Source organism: Pseudomonas sp. ICMP22404 (assembly GCF_006227205.1).
Lineage (GTDB): Bacteria > Pseudomonadota > Gammaproteobacteria > Pseudomonadales > Pseudomonadaceae > Aquipseudomonas.
In genome coordinates this window covers 1-15,734 of sequence record NZ_VCNG01000032.1, presented here as the reverse complement: position 1 = coordinate 15,734, position 15,734 = coordinate 1, and the positions used below count along the sequence as shown (strand labels likewise).

The 15,734-nt window shown below is 56.3% G+C and carries 12 protein-coding genes, 1 tRNA gene and 1 pseudogene; all 14 read right to left on the bottom strand.

Going from position 1 to position 15,734, the window contains the following annotated elements; all coding sequences use genetic code 11:
* Window positions 1–193: GTP-binding protein (locus FGE05_RS29435; protein ID WP_257225755.1), on the bottom strand; the 193-nt coding region annotated here is incomplete at its 3' end.
* Between the two features lie 31 nt (window positions 194–224).
* Window positions 225–2,327, bottom strand: coding sequence for an elongation factor G (fusA, locus tag FGE05_RS29430; protein ID WP_024776463.1), 2,103 nt, complete (start codon window positions 2,325–2,327; stop codon window positions 225–227).
* A 30-nt stretch (window positions 2,328–2,357) separates the two neighbouring features.
* The gene (gene rpsG, locus FGE05_RS29425) at window positions 2,358–2,828 is read right to left on the bottom strand and encodes a 30S ribosomal protein S7 (RefSeq protein WP_024776462.1); all 471 of its coding nucleotides are present in this window, start codon (window positions 2,826–2,828) and stop codon (window positions 2,358–2,360) included.
* Window positions 2,829–2,931: 103 nt separating this feature from the next.
* Window positions 2,932–3,303, bottom strand: coding sequence for a 30S ribosomal protein S12 (rpsL, locus tag FGE05_RS29420; protein ID WP_003186084.1), 372 nt, complete (start codon window positions 3,301–3,303; stop codon window positions 2,932–2,934).
* 216 nt (window positions 3,304–3,519) lie between these two features.
* Window positions 3,520–7,719, bottom strand: coding sequence for a DNA-directed RNA polymerase subunit beta' (gene rpoC / locus FGE05_RS29415; RefSeq protein ID WP_024776461.1), 4,200 nt, complete (start codon window positions 7,717–7,719; stop codon window positions 3,520–3,522).
* A 64-nt stretch (window positions 7,720–7,783) separates the two neighbouring features.
* Entirely contained in the window at window positions 7,784–11,857 is a 4,074-nt protein-coding gene (gene rpoB, locus FGE05_RS29410) for a DNA-directed RNA polymerase subunit beta (protein ID WP_139650416.1), read from the bottom strand.
* A 219-nt stretch (window positions 11,858–12,076) separates the two neighbouring features.
* Window positions 12,077–12,442, bottom strand: coding sequence for a 50S ribosomal protein L7/L12 (gene rplL, locus FGE05_RS29405; protein WP_024776459.1), 366 nt, complete (start codon window positions 12,440–12,442; stop codon window positions 12,077–12,079).
* A 79-nt stretch (window positions 12,443–12,521) separates the two neighbouring features.
* Entirely contained in the window at window positions 12,522–13,022 is a 501-nt protein-coding gene (gene rplJ, locus FGE05_RS29400; protein WP_024776458.1) for a 50S ribosomal protein L10, read from the bottom strand.
* A gap of 198 nt (window positions 13,023–13,220) precedes the next feature.
* Window positions 13,221–13,916 carry a 50S ribosomal protein L1 gene (gene rplA / locus FGE05_RS29395; RefSeq protein ID WP_003186095.1) on the bottom strand — a complete coding sequence of 232 codons (696 nt, stop codon included), beginning with the start codon at window positions 13,914–13,916 and terminating at the stop codon, window positions 13,221–13,223.
* On the bottom strand, window positions 13,916–14,347 hold the full coding sequence (rplK, locus tag FGE05_RS29390) for a 50S ribosomal protein L11 (RefSeq protein WP_003176435.1): 432 nt from the start codon (window positions 14,345–14,347) through the stop codon (window positions 13,916–13,918). The genes rplA and rplK overlap by 1 nt, the downstream gene beginning before the upstream one ends.
* 117 nt (window positions 14,348–14,464) lie before the next feature.
* Window positions 14,465–14,998, bottom strand: a complete 534-nt coding sequence (gene nusG / locus FGE05_RS29385; RefSeq protein ID WP_010443972.1) for a transcription termination/antitermination protein NusG — start codon at window positions 14,996–14,998, stop codon at window positions 14,465–14,467.
* A gap of 9 nt (window positions 14,999–15,007) precedes the next feature.
* Window positions 15,008–15,376 (bottom strand): preprotein translocase subunit SecE, encoded by a 369-nt coding sequence (secE, locus tag FGE05_RS29380; protein WP_139650415.1) that lies wholly within the window; start codon window positions 15,374–15,376, stop codon window positions 15,008–15,010.
* A 45-nt stretch (window positions 15,377–15,421) separates the two neighbouring features.
* Window positions 15,422–15,497, bottom strand: a tRNA-Trp gene (locus FGE05_RS29375).
* A 53-nt stretch (window positions 15,498–15,550) separates the two neighbouring features.
* A pseudogene (locus FGE05_RS29370) lies at window positions 15,551–15,734 on the bottom strand (elongation factor Tu); the annotation flags it as partial.

Sequence of the window (15,734 nt, the reverse complement as noted above, 5' to 3'; positions counted from 1 at the left end):
TGTTGATGGTGATACCGCGAGCTTTTTCTTCCGGGGCGCTGTCGATCTTGTCGAAGTCAACCTTGGCCGAACCGAAAACTTCGGAGCAGACGCGGGTCAGAGCAGCGGTCAGAGTGGTTTTACCGTGGTCAACGTGACCGATGGTGCCAACGTTGACGTGCGGTTTGTTACGTTCAAATTTTTCTTTAGCCACGACAATTAACTCCTAGCCTAAAGGGGCTGAATCAGCCTTGTTTTTTAACGATAGCTTCGACGACGTTCGACGGAGCCTCGGAGTATTTGGAGAATTCCATAGAGTAGCTCGCGCGACCCTGGGACATGGAACGAACGTCGGTTGCGTAACCGAACATCTCGCCCAGCGGAACCTCGGCACGGATAACCTTACCGGAAACCGTGTCTTCCATACCCTGGATCAGACCGCGACGACGGTTCAGGTCACCCATCACGTCGCCCATGTAGTCCTCAGGTGTTACGACTTCAACCTTCATGATCGGCTCAAGAACAACACCGCCACCTTTGGTAGCCAGTTGCTTGGTCGCCATGGAGGCCGCCACCTTGAACGCCATCTCGTTGGAGTCGACGTCGTGGTAAGAACCATCGAACACGGTAGCCTTCAGGCCGATCAGCGGATAGCCGGCGACAACGCCGTTCTTCATCTGCTCTTCGATACCCTTCTGGATAGCAGGGATGTATTCCTTCGGAACCACACCACCAACTACTTCGTTCACGAACTGCAGACCTTCCTGACCTTCGTCAGCAGGCGCAAAACGGATCCAGCAGTGGCCGAACTGACCACGACCGCCGGACTGACGAACGAACTTGCCTTCGATCTCACAAGCCTTCGTGATCTTCTCACGATAGGAAACCTGTGGCTTACCGATGTTGGCTTCGACGTTGAACTCGCGGCGCATCCGGTCAACCAGGATGTCCAGGTGCAACTCACCCATGCCGGAGATGATCGTTTGACCAGTCTCTTCATCGGTCTTGACGCGGAAAGACGGGTCTTCCTGAGCGAGTTTGCCCAGAGCGATACCCATTTTTTCCTGGTCATCCTTGGTTTTCGGCTCAACGGCAACCGAGATAACCGGCTCCGGGAAGTCCATGCGAACCAGGATGATTGGCTTGTCAGCGGAGCACAGGGTGTCACCAGTGGTGACGTCCTTCATGCCGATCAGGGCCGCGATGTCGCCAGCGCGTACTTCCTTGATCTCTTCGCGGGTGTTTGCGTGCATTTGCACCATACGACCCACGCGCTCTTTCTTGCCCTTGACCGAGTTGATCACGCCGTCGCCGGAGTTCAACACGCCCGAGTAAACGCGAGCGAATGTCAGGGTACCCACGAATGGGTCGGTAGCGATCTTGAACGCCAGAGCCGAGAACGGCTCGTTGTCGTCTGCATGACGCTCCATTTCGACAGTCTCGTCATCCGGGTCGGAACCCTTGATGGCTGGAATGTCGACCGGTGCAGGCAGGTAGTCGATAACGGCGTCGAGAACCAGGGGAACACCCTTGTTCTTGAAGGAAGAACCGCAAACAGCCAGAACGATTTCACCAGCGATAGTACGCTGACGCAGAGCAGCCTTGATCTCTTCGATCGACAGCTCTTCGCCTTCCAGGTACTTGTTCATCAGCTCTTCGTTGGCTTCGGCAGCAGCCTCAACCATGTTGCTGCGCCACTCTTCAGCCAGCTCTTGCAGCTCAGCCGGGATCGGACCACGAATGGCAGCCATACCCTTGTCGCCGTCGTTCCAGCGAACAGCTTCCATGGTCATCAGATCGATCTGACCTTCGAAGTTGTCTTCGGAACCGATAGCCAGCTGGATAGGCACCGGGGTGTGACCCAGACGCTGCTTGATCTGACCGATCACGCGCAGGAAGTTGGCACCAGCACGGTCCATCTTGTTCACATAAACAAGACGCGGAACGCCGTATTTGTTGGCTTGACGCCATACGGTTTCAGACTGAGGCTCAACACCGGAAGTACCGCAGAACACAACGACAGCGCCGTCGAGTACGCGCAGCGAACGCTCTACTTCAATGGTGAAGTCAACGTGGCCGGGAGTATCGATGATGTTGAAGCGGTGCTTAGGGAATTGTTTGTTCGAGCCTTCCCAGAAAGCAGTAGTAGCAGCGGAGGTAATGGTAATACCCCGCTCCTGCTCTTGTACCATCCAGTCCATGGTCGCGGCGCCATCATGCACCTCGCCCATTTTGTGGTTTACGCCCGTGTAGAACAGGACGCGCTCGGTGGTAGTGGTTTTACCCGCATCCACGTGAGCAACGATACCAATGTTACGGTAGCGTTTAATATCGGTTGTACGAGCCATAAAGCCCTCGCAAATTGAGTGACGCTAAAATTAGAAGCGGTAGTGCGAGAAAGCCTTGTTGGCCTCAGCCATACGGTGCACGTCTTCACGCTTCTTAACTGCAGCACCTTTACCTTCAGCAGCGTCCAGCAGCTCACCAGCCAAACGCAGAGCCATGGACTTCTCGCCGCGCTTGCGGGCGAAGTCTACGAGCCAGCGCATGGCCAGAGCGTTACGACGGGACGGACGAACTTCGACCGGAACCTGGTAGGTAGCACCGCCTACGCGGCGCGACTTCACTTCGACCAGCGGAGCGATGGCGTCGAGTGCTTTTTCGAAGAGTTCCAGGGGATCGGAGTTCTTACGCTCTTTAACTTTTTCCAGCGCGCCATAAACGATACGCTCGGCAACGGCTTTCTTGCCGCTTTCCATTACGTGGTTCATGAACTTGGCGAGAATCTGGCTTCCGTATTTCGGATCGTCCAGAATCTCACGTTTGGCTGCTACGCGACGTCTTGGCATTGATAAGCCCTCAAACGGTCTTCAGGTTAGCCCGGGACAGCAAACGCGTGCCCGACCTTACTCTTATCGACTCAATAAAAATGAAAAACTGCAAAACGACCGATTACTTCGGACGCTTGGTACCGTACTTCGAACGACCCTGGTTACGGCCTTTAACGCCGGAGGTATCCAAGGAGCCGCGAACGGTGTGGTAACGAACACCTGGCAAGTCTTTTACACGACCGCCGCGGATCAGTACCACGCTGTGCTCTTGCAGGTTGTGGCCTTCACCGCCGATGTACGAGGAAACCTCGAAACCGTTGGTCAGACGCACACGGCATACTTTACGCAGTGCCGAGTTAGGTTTTTTCGGCGTGGTGGTATACACACGGGTGCATACGCCACGACGTTGCGGGCAGTTCTGCAGCGCAGGTACGTCGGATTTCTCGACGATACGCTTACGCGGCTGACGTACCAGCTGGTTGATAGTTGCCATCTACTAGCTCCACTGTTGTCTTGCGACGCTATTGTCTTACAAGAAAAGCAAAATGGCAGGAACGAATTCCCGCCAAATTTAGGGGATCAAGAGTCTAAAGAGGATCTTGTCCCCAGTCAAGGCAAGGCCCCGACCTCCCCGCTCGCCGGATCTCGACAATTTGTCTCGATCCGGCGAATGGGGCGACCAGGGCCAGGCACTTAATTACCGCAGAACTCAGTTACCGCTCGAGTTCAACGCTTCGGTCAGTGCAGCTTCCACTTCACTGGCGCTTACGCGCAACGGCTTGTCTGCATCACGGCGACGCTTGCGCTCGCTGTGATAGGCCAAACCGGTACCAGCCGGGATCAGACGACCCACGACCACGTTTTCCTTCAGGCCGCGCAGGTAATCGCGCTTGCCGGTAACCGCCGCCTCGGTCAGTACCCGGGTGGTTTCCTGGAAGGAAGCCGCCGAGATGAACGATTCGGTGGACAACGACGCCTTGGTGATACCCAGCAGAACGCGGGTGAACTTGGCGACAAACTTGTCTTCCGTGCTCAGGCGCTCGTTCTCTACCAGTACGTGAGTCAGTTCCATCTGGTCGCCCTTGATGAAGCTGGAGTCACCGGACTCGGAGATCTCAACTTTACGCAGCATCTGACGCAGAATGGTCTCGATGTGCTTGTCGTTGATCTTCACGCCTTGCAGACGGTAAACGTCCTGGATCTCGTTCACGATGTACTTGGCCAGCGCACTCACACCCAGCAGACGCAGGATGTCGTGTGGATCGCTCGGGCCGTCGGAGATAACTTCGCCGCGGTTTACCTGTTCGCCTTCGAAGACGTTCAGGTGGCGCCACTTCGGAATCAGCTCTTCATACGGATCGCTACCGTCGTTCGGGGTGATAACCAGACGGCGCTTGCCCTTGGTCTCTTTACCGAACGCGATGGTGCCGCTGACTTCAGCCAGAATCGAAGCTTCTTTCGGACGACGGGCTTCGAACAGGTCGGCAACACGCGGCAGACCACCGGTGATGTCACGAGTCTTCGAAGTTTCTTGCGGGATACGAGCGATAACATCACCGATCGCGATCCGCGCACCGTCGGCCACACCGACCAGGGCGTTGGCTGGCAGGAAGTACTGAGCGATTACGTCAGTGCCTGGCAGCAACAGGTCCTTGCCGTTGTCGTCGACCATCTTAACGGCTGGACGGATGTCCTTGCCGGCAGCTGGACGATCTTTGGCGTCAAGTACTTCAATGTTGGTCATACCGGTCAATTCGTCGGTCTGACGCTTGATCGTGATGCCTTCTTCCATGCCCACGTAGGTCACGGTACCTTTCATCTCAGTGACGATCGGGTGAGTGTGCGGATCCCACTTGGCCACGATTGCGCCAGCTTCGACCTTGTCACCTTCCTTCACCGAAATCACAGCACCGTAAGGCAGCTTGTAACGCTCGCGCTCACGACCGAAGTCGTCCGCGATCGCCAGCTCACCCGAACGGGATACAGCTACCAGATGACCATCCACACGCTCAACGTGCTTCAGGTTGTGCAGACGGACAGTACCGCCGTTCTTCACCTGAACGCTGTCGGCTGCGGAGGTCCGGCTTGCCGCACCACCGATGTGGAACGTACGCATCGTCAGCTGGGTACCCGGCTCACCGATGGACTGGGCAGCGATAACGCCGACCGCTTCACCGATGTTCACCTGGTGACCGCGAGCCAGGTCGCGACCGTAGCACTTGGCGCAGATGCCGTAGCGGGTTTCACAGCTGATCGGAGAACGCACGATCACTTCGTCGATGCTATTGAGTTCGATGAACTCGACCCACTTCTCGTCGACCAGGGTGCCAGCAGGAACGATCACGTCCTCGGTACCCGGCTTGAAGACGTCACGGGCAATGACACGACCCAGTACGCGTTCACCCAACGGCTCAACAACGTCACCGCCTTCAATGTGCGGCGTCATCAGCAGGCCATGTTCGGTGCCGCAATCGATCTCGGTCACGACCAGATCCTGCGCCACGTCTACCAGACGACGAGTCAGGTAACCGGAGTTCGCCGTTTTCAACGCGGTATCCGCAAGACCCTTACGAGCACCGTGCGTGGAAATGAAGTACTGGAGTACGCTCAAACCTTCACGGAAGTTCGCTGTAATCGGGGTCTCGATGATGGAACCGTCCGGCTTGGCCATCAGGCCACGCATACCGGCGAGCTGACGGATCTGCGCAGCAGAACCCCGTGCGCCCGAGTCGGCCATCATGTACATCGAGTTGAAGGACTCCTGGTCGACTTCCTCGCCATGACGGTCGATGACCTTCTCTTTCGAGAGGTTGGCCATCATCGCCTTGGAAACTTCGTCGTTCGCCTTGGACCAGAGGTCGATTACCTTGTTGTACTTCTCGCCCTGGGTTACCAGGCCGGAGGCGTACTGACTTTCGATCTCTTTCACTTCTTCGGTAGCAGTACCGATGATGCGGGCTTTTTCATCCGGGATAACGAAGTCGTTAACACCGATGGAAACACCGGAGATGGTCGAATAGGCAAAACCGGTGTACATCAACTGGTCAGCGAAGATCACGGTCTCTTTCAAACCAACCACGCGGTAGCACTGGTTGATCAGCTTGGAGATCGCCTTTTTCTTCATCGGCAGGTTGACGACGTCAAACGACAGACCTTTCGGCACCACCTGGAACAACAACGCACGGCCGACGGTAGTGTCGACGATACGGGTGTTGGTCACGCTGTTGCCGTCACGATCGTTCACCGTTTCGTTGATCCGCACCTTGACCTTGGCGTGCAGTGCGGCTTCGCCGGCACGGAACACACGGTCAACTTCCTGCAGATCCGCGAACACACGACCTTCGCCCTTGGCGTTGATCGCTTCACGAGTCATGTAGTACAGACCCAATACAACGTCCTGCGACGGAACGATGATTGGCTCACCGTTGGCTGGCGACAGGATGTTGTTGGTAGACATCATCAACGCGCGCGCTTCGAGCTGGGCTTCCAGCGTCAGCGGCACGTGCACGGCCATTTGGTCGCCGTCGAAGTCGGCGTTGTACGCAGCACAGACCAGTGGGTGCAGCTGGATAGCCTTACCTTCGATCAGTACCGGTTCAAACGCCTGGATACCCAGGCGGTGAAGGGTCGGTGCACGGTTGAGCAACACTGGGTGTTCGCGAATCACTTCGGCGAGAACGTCCCAGACCTCTGGCAGCTCGCGCTCGACCATCTTCTTCGCAGCCTTGATGGTGGTCGCCAGACCACGCATTTCCAGCTTGCCGAAAATGAACGGCTTGAACAGTTCCAGAGCCATCTTCTTAGGCAGACCGCACTGATGCAGACGCAGGGTCGGACCTACGGTAATTACCGAACGACCGGAGTAGTCAACGCGCTTACCGAGCAAGTTCTGACGGAAACGACCCTGCTTACCCTTGATCATGTCAGCCAGGGATTTCAGAGGACGCTTGTTGGAACCGGTGATAGCGCGGCCACGACGACCGTTGTCGAGCAATGCGTCGACCGCTTCCTGCAACATACGCTTTTCGTTGCGCACGATGATGTCCGGAGCGGACAGGTCGAGCAGGCGCTTCAAGCGGTTGTTACGGTTGATCACCCGACGATACAGATCGTTGAGGTCGGAAGTCGCGAAACGACCGCCATCGAGCGGAACCAGTGGACGCAGATCTGGCGGCAGAACCGGCAGAACGGTCAGCACCATCCACTCTGGCAGGTTGCCGGAACCCTGGAAGGCCTCCATCAACTTCAGACGCTTGGACAGCTTCTTGATCTTGGTTTCGGAGTTGGTTTGCGGAATTTCTTCACGCAGACGGCCAATCTCGTGCTCCAGGTCGATCGCGTGCAGCAGTTCGCGGACAGCTTCGGCACCCATGCGGGCATCGAAATCGTCGCCGAATTCTTCCAGCGCCTCGAAATACTGCTCGTCGTTCAGCAGCTGACCTTTTTCAAGGGTGGTCATGCCTGGATCGATAACGACATAGCTCTCGAAGTAGAGAACGCGCTCGATATCACGCAGGGTCATGTCCATCAGCAGGCCGATACGGGACGGCAGCGATTTCAGGAACCAGATATGGGCAACCGGCGATGCCAGCTCGATGTGCGCCATGCGCTCACGACGAACTTTTGCCAGTGCAACTTCAACGCCGCACTTCTCGCAGATAACACCACGGTGCTTCAAGCGCTTGTACTTACCGCACAGGCACTCGTAATCCTTTACCGGGCCAAAGATCTTGGCGCAGAACAGGCCGTCACGCTCAGGTTTGAACGTACGGTAGTTGATGGTTTCCGGCTTTTTCACTTCACCGAACGACCACGAACGGATCATCTCAGGCGAGGCCAATCCGATACGGATGGCGTCGAACTCTTCGACTTGACCCTGGTTTTTCAGCAAATTCAGTAGGTCTTTCAAGGCCTTTCCTCCTGGCGGAGCAGAGAGCGGGCAAGACAGCCCCGCTCTCGATTCGCGTCACGTGTTATTCGGTTTCCAGATCGATATCGATGCCGAGGGAACGAATTTCCTTGATCAACACGTTGAAGGACTCGGGCATGCCCGGCTCCATACGGTGATCGCCGTCCACGATGTTCTTGTACATCTTGGTCCGACCGTTCACATCGTCCGACTTCACTGTGAGCATTTCTTGCAGAGTGTATGCAGCACCGTACGCTTCCAGTGCCCAGACCTCCATCTCCCCGAAACGCTGACCACCGAACTGTGCCTTACCACCCAGCGGCTGCTGGGTGACCAGGCTGTAAGAACCGGTAGAACGAGCGTGCATCTTGTCGTCCACCAAGTGGTTCAGCTTCAGCATGTACATGTAGCCAACGGTAACCGGACGCTCGAACTTGTTGCCGGTACGACCATCGAACAGTTGCATCTGGCCGCTCTCCGGCAGGTCTGCCAGTTTCAGCATGGCCTTGATTTCAACTTCCTTGGCACCGTCGAACACCGGAGTGGCCATTGGAACGCCGCCCTTGAGGTTCTTCGCCAGATCCAGGATTTCCTGGTCGGAGAAGCTGTCGAGCTCTTCGTTACGACCGCCGATCTCGTTGTAGATCTCGTGCAGGAACTTGCGCAGGTCAGCGACCTTGCGCTGCTCTTCGAGCATGCGGTTGATCTTCTCGCCCAAGCCCTTGGCCGCGAGGCCCAAGTGGGTTTCAAGGATCTGACCGACGTTCATACGCGAAGGTACGCCCAGCGGGTTGAGGACGACGTCGACTGGAGTACCGTTGGCATCGTGCGGCATGTCTTCAACCGGCATGATCACGGAGACCACACCCTTGTTACCGTGACGACCGGCCATCTTGTCACCCGGCTGGATGCGACGGCGGATTGCCAGGTAGACCTTGACGATCTTCAGTACGCCCGGTGCCAGGTCATCGCCCTGCTGCAGCTTGCGCTTCTTGTCTTCGAACTTGTCGTCCAACAAGCGACGGCGATCAACGATATAAGCCTGAGCCTTCTCGAGCTGCTCGTTCAACGCGTCCTCAGCCATGCGCAGCTTGAACCACTGGCCATGCTCAAGACCGTCAAGGACTTCGTCGGTGATTTCCTGACCTTTCTTCAGGCCGGCGCCGCCTTCGGCCTTGTGGCCAACCAGCGCTGCGCGCAGACGTTCGAAAGTTGCGCCTTCAACGATACGGAACTCTTCGTTCAGGTCCTTGCGGATCTCGTCGAGCTGAGTCTTCTCGATGGACAGTGCGCGTGCATCACGCTCAACGCCGTCGCGAGTGAAGACCTGTACGTCGATGACGGTACCCTTGGTGCCAGTAGGCACGCGCAGGGAGGTGTCCTTAACGTCGCTGGCCTTCTCACCGAAGATGGCACGCAGCAGTTTTTCTTCCGGAGTCAGCTGGGTCTCGCCTTTCGGGGTGACCTTGCCGACCAGGATGTCGCCAGCGCCTACTTCGGCACCTACATAAACGATACCGGCTTCGTCCAGCTTGTTCAGTGCAGCTTCACCCACGTTCGGGATGTCCGCAGTGATTTCCTCTGGGCCAAGCTTGGTGTCACGAGCCACACAGGTCAGTTCCTGGATGTGGATCGTGGTGAAGCGGTCTTCCTGAACCACACGCTCGGACAGGCAGATGGAGTCTTCGAAGTTGAAGCCGTTCCACGCCATGAACGCGATGCGCATGTTCTGGCCCAGTGCCAGCTCACCCATGTCGGTGGACGGGCCGTCAGCCATGATGTCGCTGCGCTGGACCCGATCACCTTTGCTCACCAGCGGACGCTGGTTGATGCAGGTGTTCTGGTTGGAGCGGGTGTATTTGGTCAGGTTGTAGATGTCGACACCGGCTTCGCCCGGCTCAACTTCGTCATCGGCAACACGAACCACGATACGGCTGGCATCGACGGAATCGATCACACCGCCACGACGAGCCACGACGCAAACGCCGGAGTCACGGGCAACGTTACGCTCCATACCGGTACCTACCAGCGGCTTGTCGGCACGCAGGGTCGGTACAGCTTGACGCTGCATGTTCGAACCCATCAACGCACGGTTGGCGTCGTCGTGCTCGAGGAACGGGATCAGCGACGCAGCGACCGAAACTACCTGCTTGGGCGATACGTCCATCAGTGTGACGTCTTCCGGCGCCTTGACGGTGAACTCGTTCAGGTGACGAACAGCTACCAGCTCGTCGATCAGGACTTTCTTGTCGTTCATCGTGGCCGAAGCCTGAGCGATCACGTGATCGGCTTCTTCGATGGCGGACAGGAATACGATCTCGTCGGTGACCAGAGCGTCTTTCACCACACGGTACGGGCTCTCGAGGAAGCCGTACTGGTTGGTGCGCGCATAGGCAGCCAGGGAGTTGATCAGACCGATGTTCGGACCTTCCGGCGTTTCGATCGGGCAGACGCGACCGTAGTGGGTCGGGTGTACGTCACGAACTTCGAAGCCTGCGCGCTCACGGGTCAGACCACCTGGGCCGAGTGCGGAGACACGACGCTTGTGGGTGATCTCGGACAGCGGGTTGTTCTGGTCCATGAACTGGGACAGCTGGCTGGAACCGAAGAACTCTTTCACCGCCGCCGCTACCGGCTTGGCGTTGATCAGGTCTTGCGGCATCAGGCCTTCGCTTTCAGCCATCGACAGACGTTCCTTGACCGCGCGCTCTACACGCACCAGGCCAACACGGAACTGGTTCTCGGCCATTTCGCCTACGCAGCGAACACGGCGGTTACCCAGGTGGTCGATGTCATCGACGATACCCTTGCCGTTACGGATGTCGACCAGGGTCTTGAGTACTGCAACGATGTCATCCTTGTTCAGCACGCCCGAACCTTCGATCTCGGTACGACCGATACGACGGTTGAACTTCATCCGGCCGACCGCAGACAGGTCATAGCGCTCAGGACTGAAGAACAGGTTGTTGAACAGGGTTTCGGCGGCATCCTTGGTTGGCGGCTCGCCAGGACGCATCATGCGATAGATCTCGACCAGCGCTTCCAGTTGGTTGCCAGTGGAGTCGATCTTCAACGTATCGGAAATGAACGGACCGCAGTCGATATCGTTGGTGTACAGAGTTTCGATACGAACGACCTGGGCCTTGACGATTTTCGCCAGGATCTCGGTGCTCAGCTCGGTATTGCACTCTGCGAGGATTTCACCGGTGGCCGGGTGCACGATTACCTTGGCCGTGGTGCGACCGAGGACGTAATCAATTGGCACCTGCAGCTCTTTGATCCCGGCCTTTTCCAGCTGGTTGATGTGACGGGCAGTAATACGACGACCCTGCTCGACAATAACCTTGCCTTTGTCGTCCTGGATATCGAGGACCGCGATCTCACCGCGCAGGCGCTGAGGCACCAGTTCCAGGCTGAGGTTTTCACCCTGAACATGGAAGACGTTGGTGGTGTAGAACGCGTCCAGCACTTCTTCCGTGGTGTAGCCGAGCGCACGCAGCAGTACCGATGCAGGCAGCTTGCGACGACGGTCGATACGCACGAATACGCAGTCTTTCGGGTCGAACTCGAAGTCCAACCAGGAACCGCGGTAAGGAATGATGCGCGCGGAGTAGAGCAGTTTACCGGAGCTGTGCGTCTTGCCACGGTCGTGGTCGAAGAACACGCCCGGAGAACGGTGCAGCTGGGAAACGATTACACGCTCGGTACCGTTGATAACGAAGGTACCGTTCTCAGTCATCAGGGGGATTTCACCCATGTAGACTTCTTGCTCTTTGATGTCCTTGATCGCTTTGTTCGACGATTCTTTGTCGAAAATGATCAGGCGCACTTTTACCCGCAAAGGTACGGCGTAAGTTACACCGCGCAATACGCATTCTTTGACATCAAATGCCGGTTCGCCCAGGCGATAACCGACGTACTCCAGCGCAGCATTGCCGGAGTAGCTGATGATCGGGAAAACGGATTTGAAGGCCGCATGCAGGCCCACGTCGCGGAACTGATCTTTAGTCGCTCCCGCTTGCAAGAATTCACGATACGAATCCAGCTGGATGGCCAGGAGGTACGGCACATCCATGACGTCCGGCAACTTGCTAAAGTCCTTGCGGATACGTTTTTTCTCAGTATATGAGTAAGCCATCAGCGTTCCCCAGCTTGGTCACCTGCTTGTTTGGCTCCCCCCGACGGGAGCAGCCAGAAAATCGTGCAAACCCCATGGTTTGCGCCACCGCCTCGGGTGGTTACAGCTCGTTACCAGCACCGACCCAATCGGCTGCCAATAACGGAAAAAGGCCGGTGGCAAGAGCCACCAGCCATCAGCCTTTCGCTTGACGCTCGGGCTGGAGACGCAAGGTCGAAGTTACTTAACTTCGACGGAAGCGCCTGCTTCTTCCAGCTTCTTCTTCGCGTCTTCAGCAGCTTCTTTGGAAACGCCTTCAGCGATAACCTGAGGAGCGGTGTCAACCTTCTCCTTGGCTTCTTTCAGACCCAGACCGGTCAGTTCGCGAACAGCCTTGATCACGTTGACTTTCTTGTCGCCAGCGGCGGTCAGAACAACGTTGAACTCGGTTTGCTCTTCAACGACAGCAGCTGGACCAGCAGCAGCAACGGTAGCAGCAGCGGCGGTAACGCCGAACTTCTCTTCCATTGCCTTGATCAGCTCAACGATTTCCATTACGGATTTTTCGCCGATTGCTTCGATGATTTGTTCGTTAGTCAGAGACATGACTCAATTCCTGAATTGGGGGATAGCCGGCACGGCCATCGAAATAAACAAAAATACGCGAGAGAGGAAACGCTCAGCCTTAGGCTGCAGCGGCTTCTTTCTGATCGCGAATTGCCGCCAGAGTACGAGCCAATTTGCTGGTAGCGCCTTGAATCACGCTCATCAGCTGAGAAATTGCTTCGTCACGGGTCGGCAGAGTTGCCAGTACGTCGATTTGGTTAGCTGCGAGGAACTTGCCCTCGAACGCAGCTGCCTTGATCTCGAACTTATCCTGACCCTTTGCGAACTCTTTGAAGATACGGGCAGCAGCGCCCGGATGTTCTTTCGAGAATGCAATCAGGGTCGGGCCGACGAACGCGTCGTTGAGCACGTCATATTGAGTGCCTTCAACAGCGCGCTTCAGCAGGGTGTTACGTACGACACGTACATAAACACCAGCTTCGCGGGCCTCTTTACGGAGTCCGGTCATAGCGCCTACTGTTACGCCACGGGCATCAGCCACGACAGCGGACAGAGCGACTTTGGCAGCCTCGTTGACTTCAGCGACGATGGCCTTCTTGTCTTCGAGTTTAATTGCCACGGGTTTAACTCCTGCTTGTTACCGTTTCATTCGATCGAAACCGAATGTCGTTTTGGTGTCTGATTCGGTAAGGAACCGGGAGCACCATCTGCGTAGGCTTGTGGTTTAAGACTTGCGTCGCCTACGGTCTTGGATAGCCCCCGCCAGGCAGGGACCCCAATTTTTCAATTGGCGCAATTGCTTGCGCCAATCTGTGTCTTACGCGTCGAGCGAGCTCTGGTCGATGACCAGACCTGGGCCCATGGTGGTGCTCAGGGTAACGCGCTTGACGTAGATGCCTTTCGAAGAAGCTGGCTTGATACGCTTCAGGTCAGCGATCAGGGCTTCAACGTTTTCCTTCAGCTTGACGGCATCGAAACCGATCTTGCCAACGGAAGTGTGGATGATGCCGTTTTTGTCGGTGCGATAACGAACCTGACCAGCCTTCGCGTTCTTGACCGCGGTAGCTACGTCTGGGGTTACGGTGCCGACTTTCGGGTTAGGCATCAGACCACGTGGACCGAGGATCTGACCCAGTTGACCTACAACGCGCATGGCATCAGGGGATGCGATCACTACGTCATAGTTCAGGTCGCCGCCTTTCATTTCAGCAGCCAGATCATCCATGCCTACGCGATCAGCGCCAGCAGCCAGAGCAGCTTCAGCTGCTGGGCCCTGGGTGAAAACGGCAACACGGACAGTCTTGCCAGTGCCGTGTGGCAGCACGGTAGCGCTACGAACGACCTGGTCGGATTTACGTGGGTCAACGCCCAGATTTACAGCAACGTCGAACGACTCGCTGAACTTGACAGTCGACAGCTCAGCCAGCAGAGCTGCGGCGTCTACAAAGTTGTAGGCCTTGCCTGCTTCGATTTTGCCGGCGATAGCCTTTTGACGCTTGGTCAGCTTAGCCATTACACACCCTCCACGTTAAGGCCCATGCTACGAGCAGAACCGGCGATAGTACGCACGGCTGCATCCATATCAGCTGCAGTCAGATCCGCGTTTTTGGTTTTCGCGATTTCTTCCAGCTGAGCACGGGTAACGGTGCCAACCTTAACGGTGTTTGGACGAGCGGAACCGCTGGTCAAACCTGCAGCCTTCTTCAGCAGAACCGAAGCAGGGGTGCTCTTTGTTTCGAAAGTGAAGCTACGGTCGCTGTAGACAGTGATGATCACTGGAGTCGGCAGACCTGGCTCAAGACCCTGGGTACGGGCGTTGAAAGCCTTGCAGAATTCCATGATGTTCACGCCGTGCTGACCCAGAGCAGGACCAACGGGTGGACTTGGGTTAGCCTGAGCGGCCTTCACTTGCAGCTTGATGTAAGCGGTAATCTTCTTGGCCATGAGGCACTCCAATTACGGGTTCGAACGCCTCGAAAGGCTCCCCGGTTACTTGCGCGTTTATCCCAGTGACGACAAAACCCCACAGCCTTGGGCTGCGGGGTTGGGATGCCTGTTCGATCAGACCTTTTCGACCTGACTGAACTCGAGCTCTACCGGAGTAGAGCGACCGAAAATGAGCACTGCGACCTGGATCCGGCTCTTCTCGTAGTTAACTTCTTCAACCGTGCCGTTGAAATCAGCGAATGGACCATCGGTGACTCGCACCACTTCACCTGGCTCAAACAATGTTTTCGGCTTCGGCTTGTCGCTACCATCAGCGACGCGACGCAGAATGGCTTCTGCCTCTTTATCCGTAATTGGCGCAGGCTTATCAGCAGTACCGCCAATGAAACCCATCACCCGAGGGGTATCCTTGACCAAGTGCCAAGTCCCTTCGTTCATATCCATCTGCACCAGCACATAGCCTGGGAAGAACTTGCGTTCGCTTTTGCGTTTCTGGCCATTACGCATTTCAACCACTTCTTCAGTGGGAACCAGAATCTCGCCAAAGCCATCTTCCATGCCAGCCAGCTTCACACGCTCTATCAGCGAGCGCATCACATGCTTCTCGTAACCCGAGTAAGCATGCACAACGTACCAACGCTTAGCCACGGGACACCCTTAGCCAACAATCAAGGAAACGAGCCAGCCGAGCAGGGAATCAAGCCCCCACAACAGCAACGCCATAACCAGAACAACAGCCACAACGATCAACGTGGTCTGCGTGGTTTCTTGGCGAGTCGGCCATACGACTTTACGAATCTCGGTGCGGGCTTCCTTAGCGAGTACAAAGAAAGACTTGCCCTTGGCTGTCTGCAGGCCTACAAAGGCAGCAACAGCAGCGATAGCAAGCAATGCGAGTACACGGTACAGGATCGGCGAAGCAGAGAAATACTGATTGCCAACAACGCCAACAACCACCAAAGCGACTATCACTAGCCACTTGAGCAGATCGAAGCGAGAGCCTTGAGCTTCAGCTTTAGGAGTCATCTATGAAGATCCTGTGAAAAGAAAGCCAGACACACTGAGTGAATCTGGCAGGTCAGGAGGGAATCGAACCCCCAACCTACGGTTTTGGAGACCGTCGCTCTGCCAATTGAGCTACTGACCTAAAACAAAATCAGGCCGACCATTATGCCGGCCCGAAAAAGACATTACAACTGTTTACTCGATGACTTTTGCTACGACGCCAGCGCCGACGGTACGACCGCCTTCACGGATAGCGAAACGCAGACCATCTTCCATCGCGATGGTTTTGATCAGAGTGACAGTCATCTGGATGTTGTCACCTGGCATTACCATTTCAACGCCTTCTGGCAGCTCGCAGTTACCAGTCACGTCAGTTGTA

Excerpts from the sequence above, each read along its gene's own strand:
- secE (WP_139650415.1), bottom strand. The coding sequence starts at position 15,376 with ATGACTCCTAAAGCTGAAGCTCAAGGCTCTCGCTTCGATCTGCTCAAG.
- rplK (WP_003176435.1), bottom strand. The coding sequence starts at position 14,347 with ATGGCCAAGAAGATTACCGCTTACATCAAGCTGCAAGTGAAGGCCGCT.
- rpsG (WP_024776462.1), bottom strand. The coding sequence starts at position 2,828 with ATGCCAAGACGTCGCGTAGCAGCCAAACGTGAGATTCTGGACGATCCG.
- fusA (WP_024776463.1), bottom strand. The coding sequence starts at position 2,327 with ATGGCTCGTACAACCGATATTAAACGCTACCGTAACATTGGTATCGTT.
- rplA (WP_003186095.1), bottom strand. The coding sequence starts at position 13,916 with ATGGCTAAGCTGACCAAGCGTCAAAAGGCTATCGCCGGCAAAATCGAA.
- rpsL (WP_003186084.1), bottom strand. The coding sequence starts at position 3,303 with ATGGCAACTATCAACCAGCTGGTACGTCAGCCGCGTAAGCGTATCGTC.
- rplL (WP_024776459.1), bottom strand. The coding sequence starts at position 12,442 with ATGTCTCTGACTAACGAACAAATCATCGAAGCAATCGGCGAAAAATCC.
- rpoB (WP_139650416.1), bottom strand. The coding sequence starts at position 11,857 with ATGGCTTACTCATATACTGAGAAAAAACGTATCCGCAAGGACTTTAGC.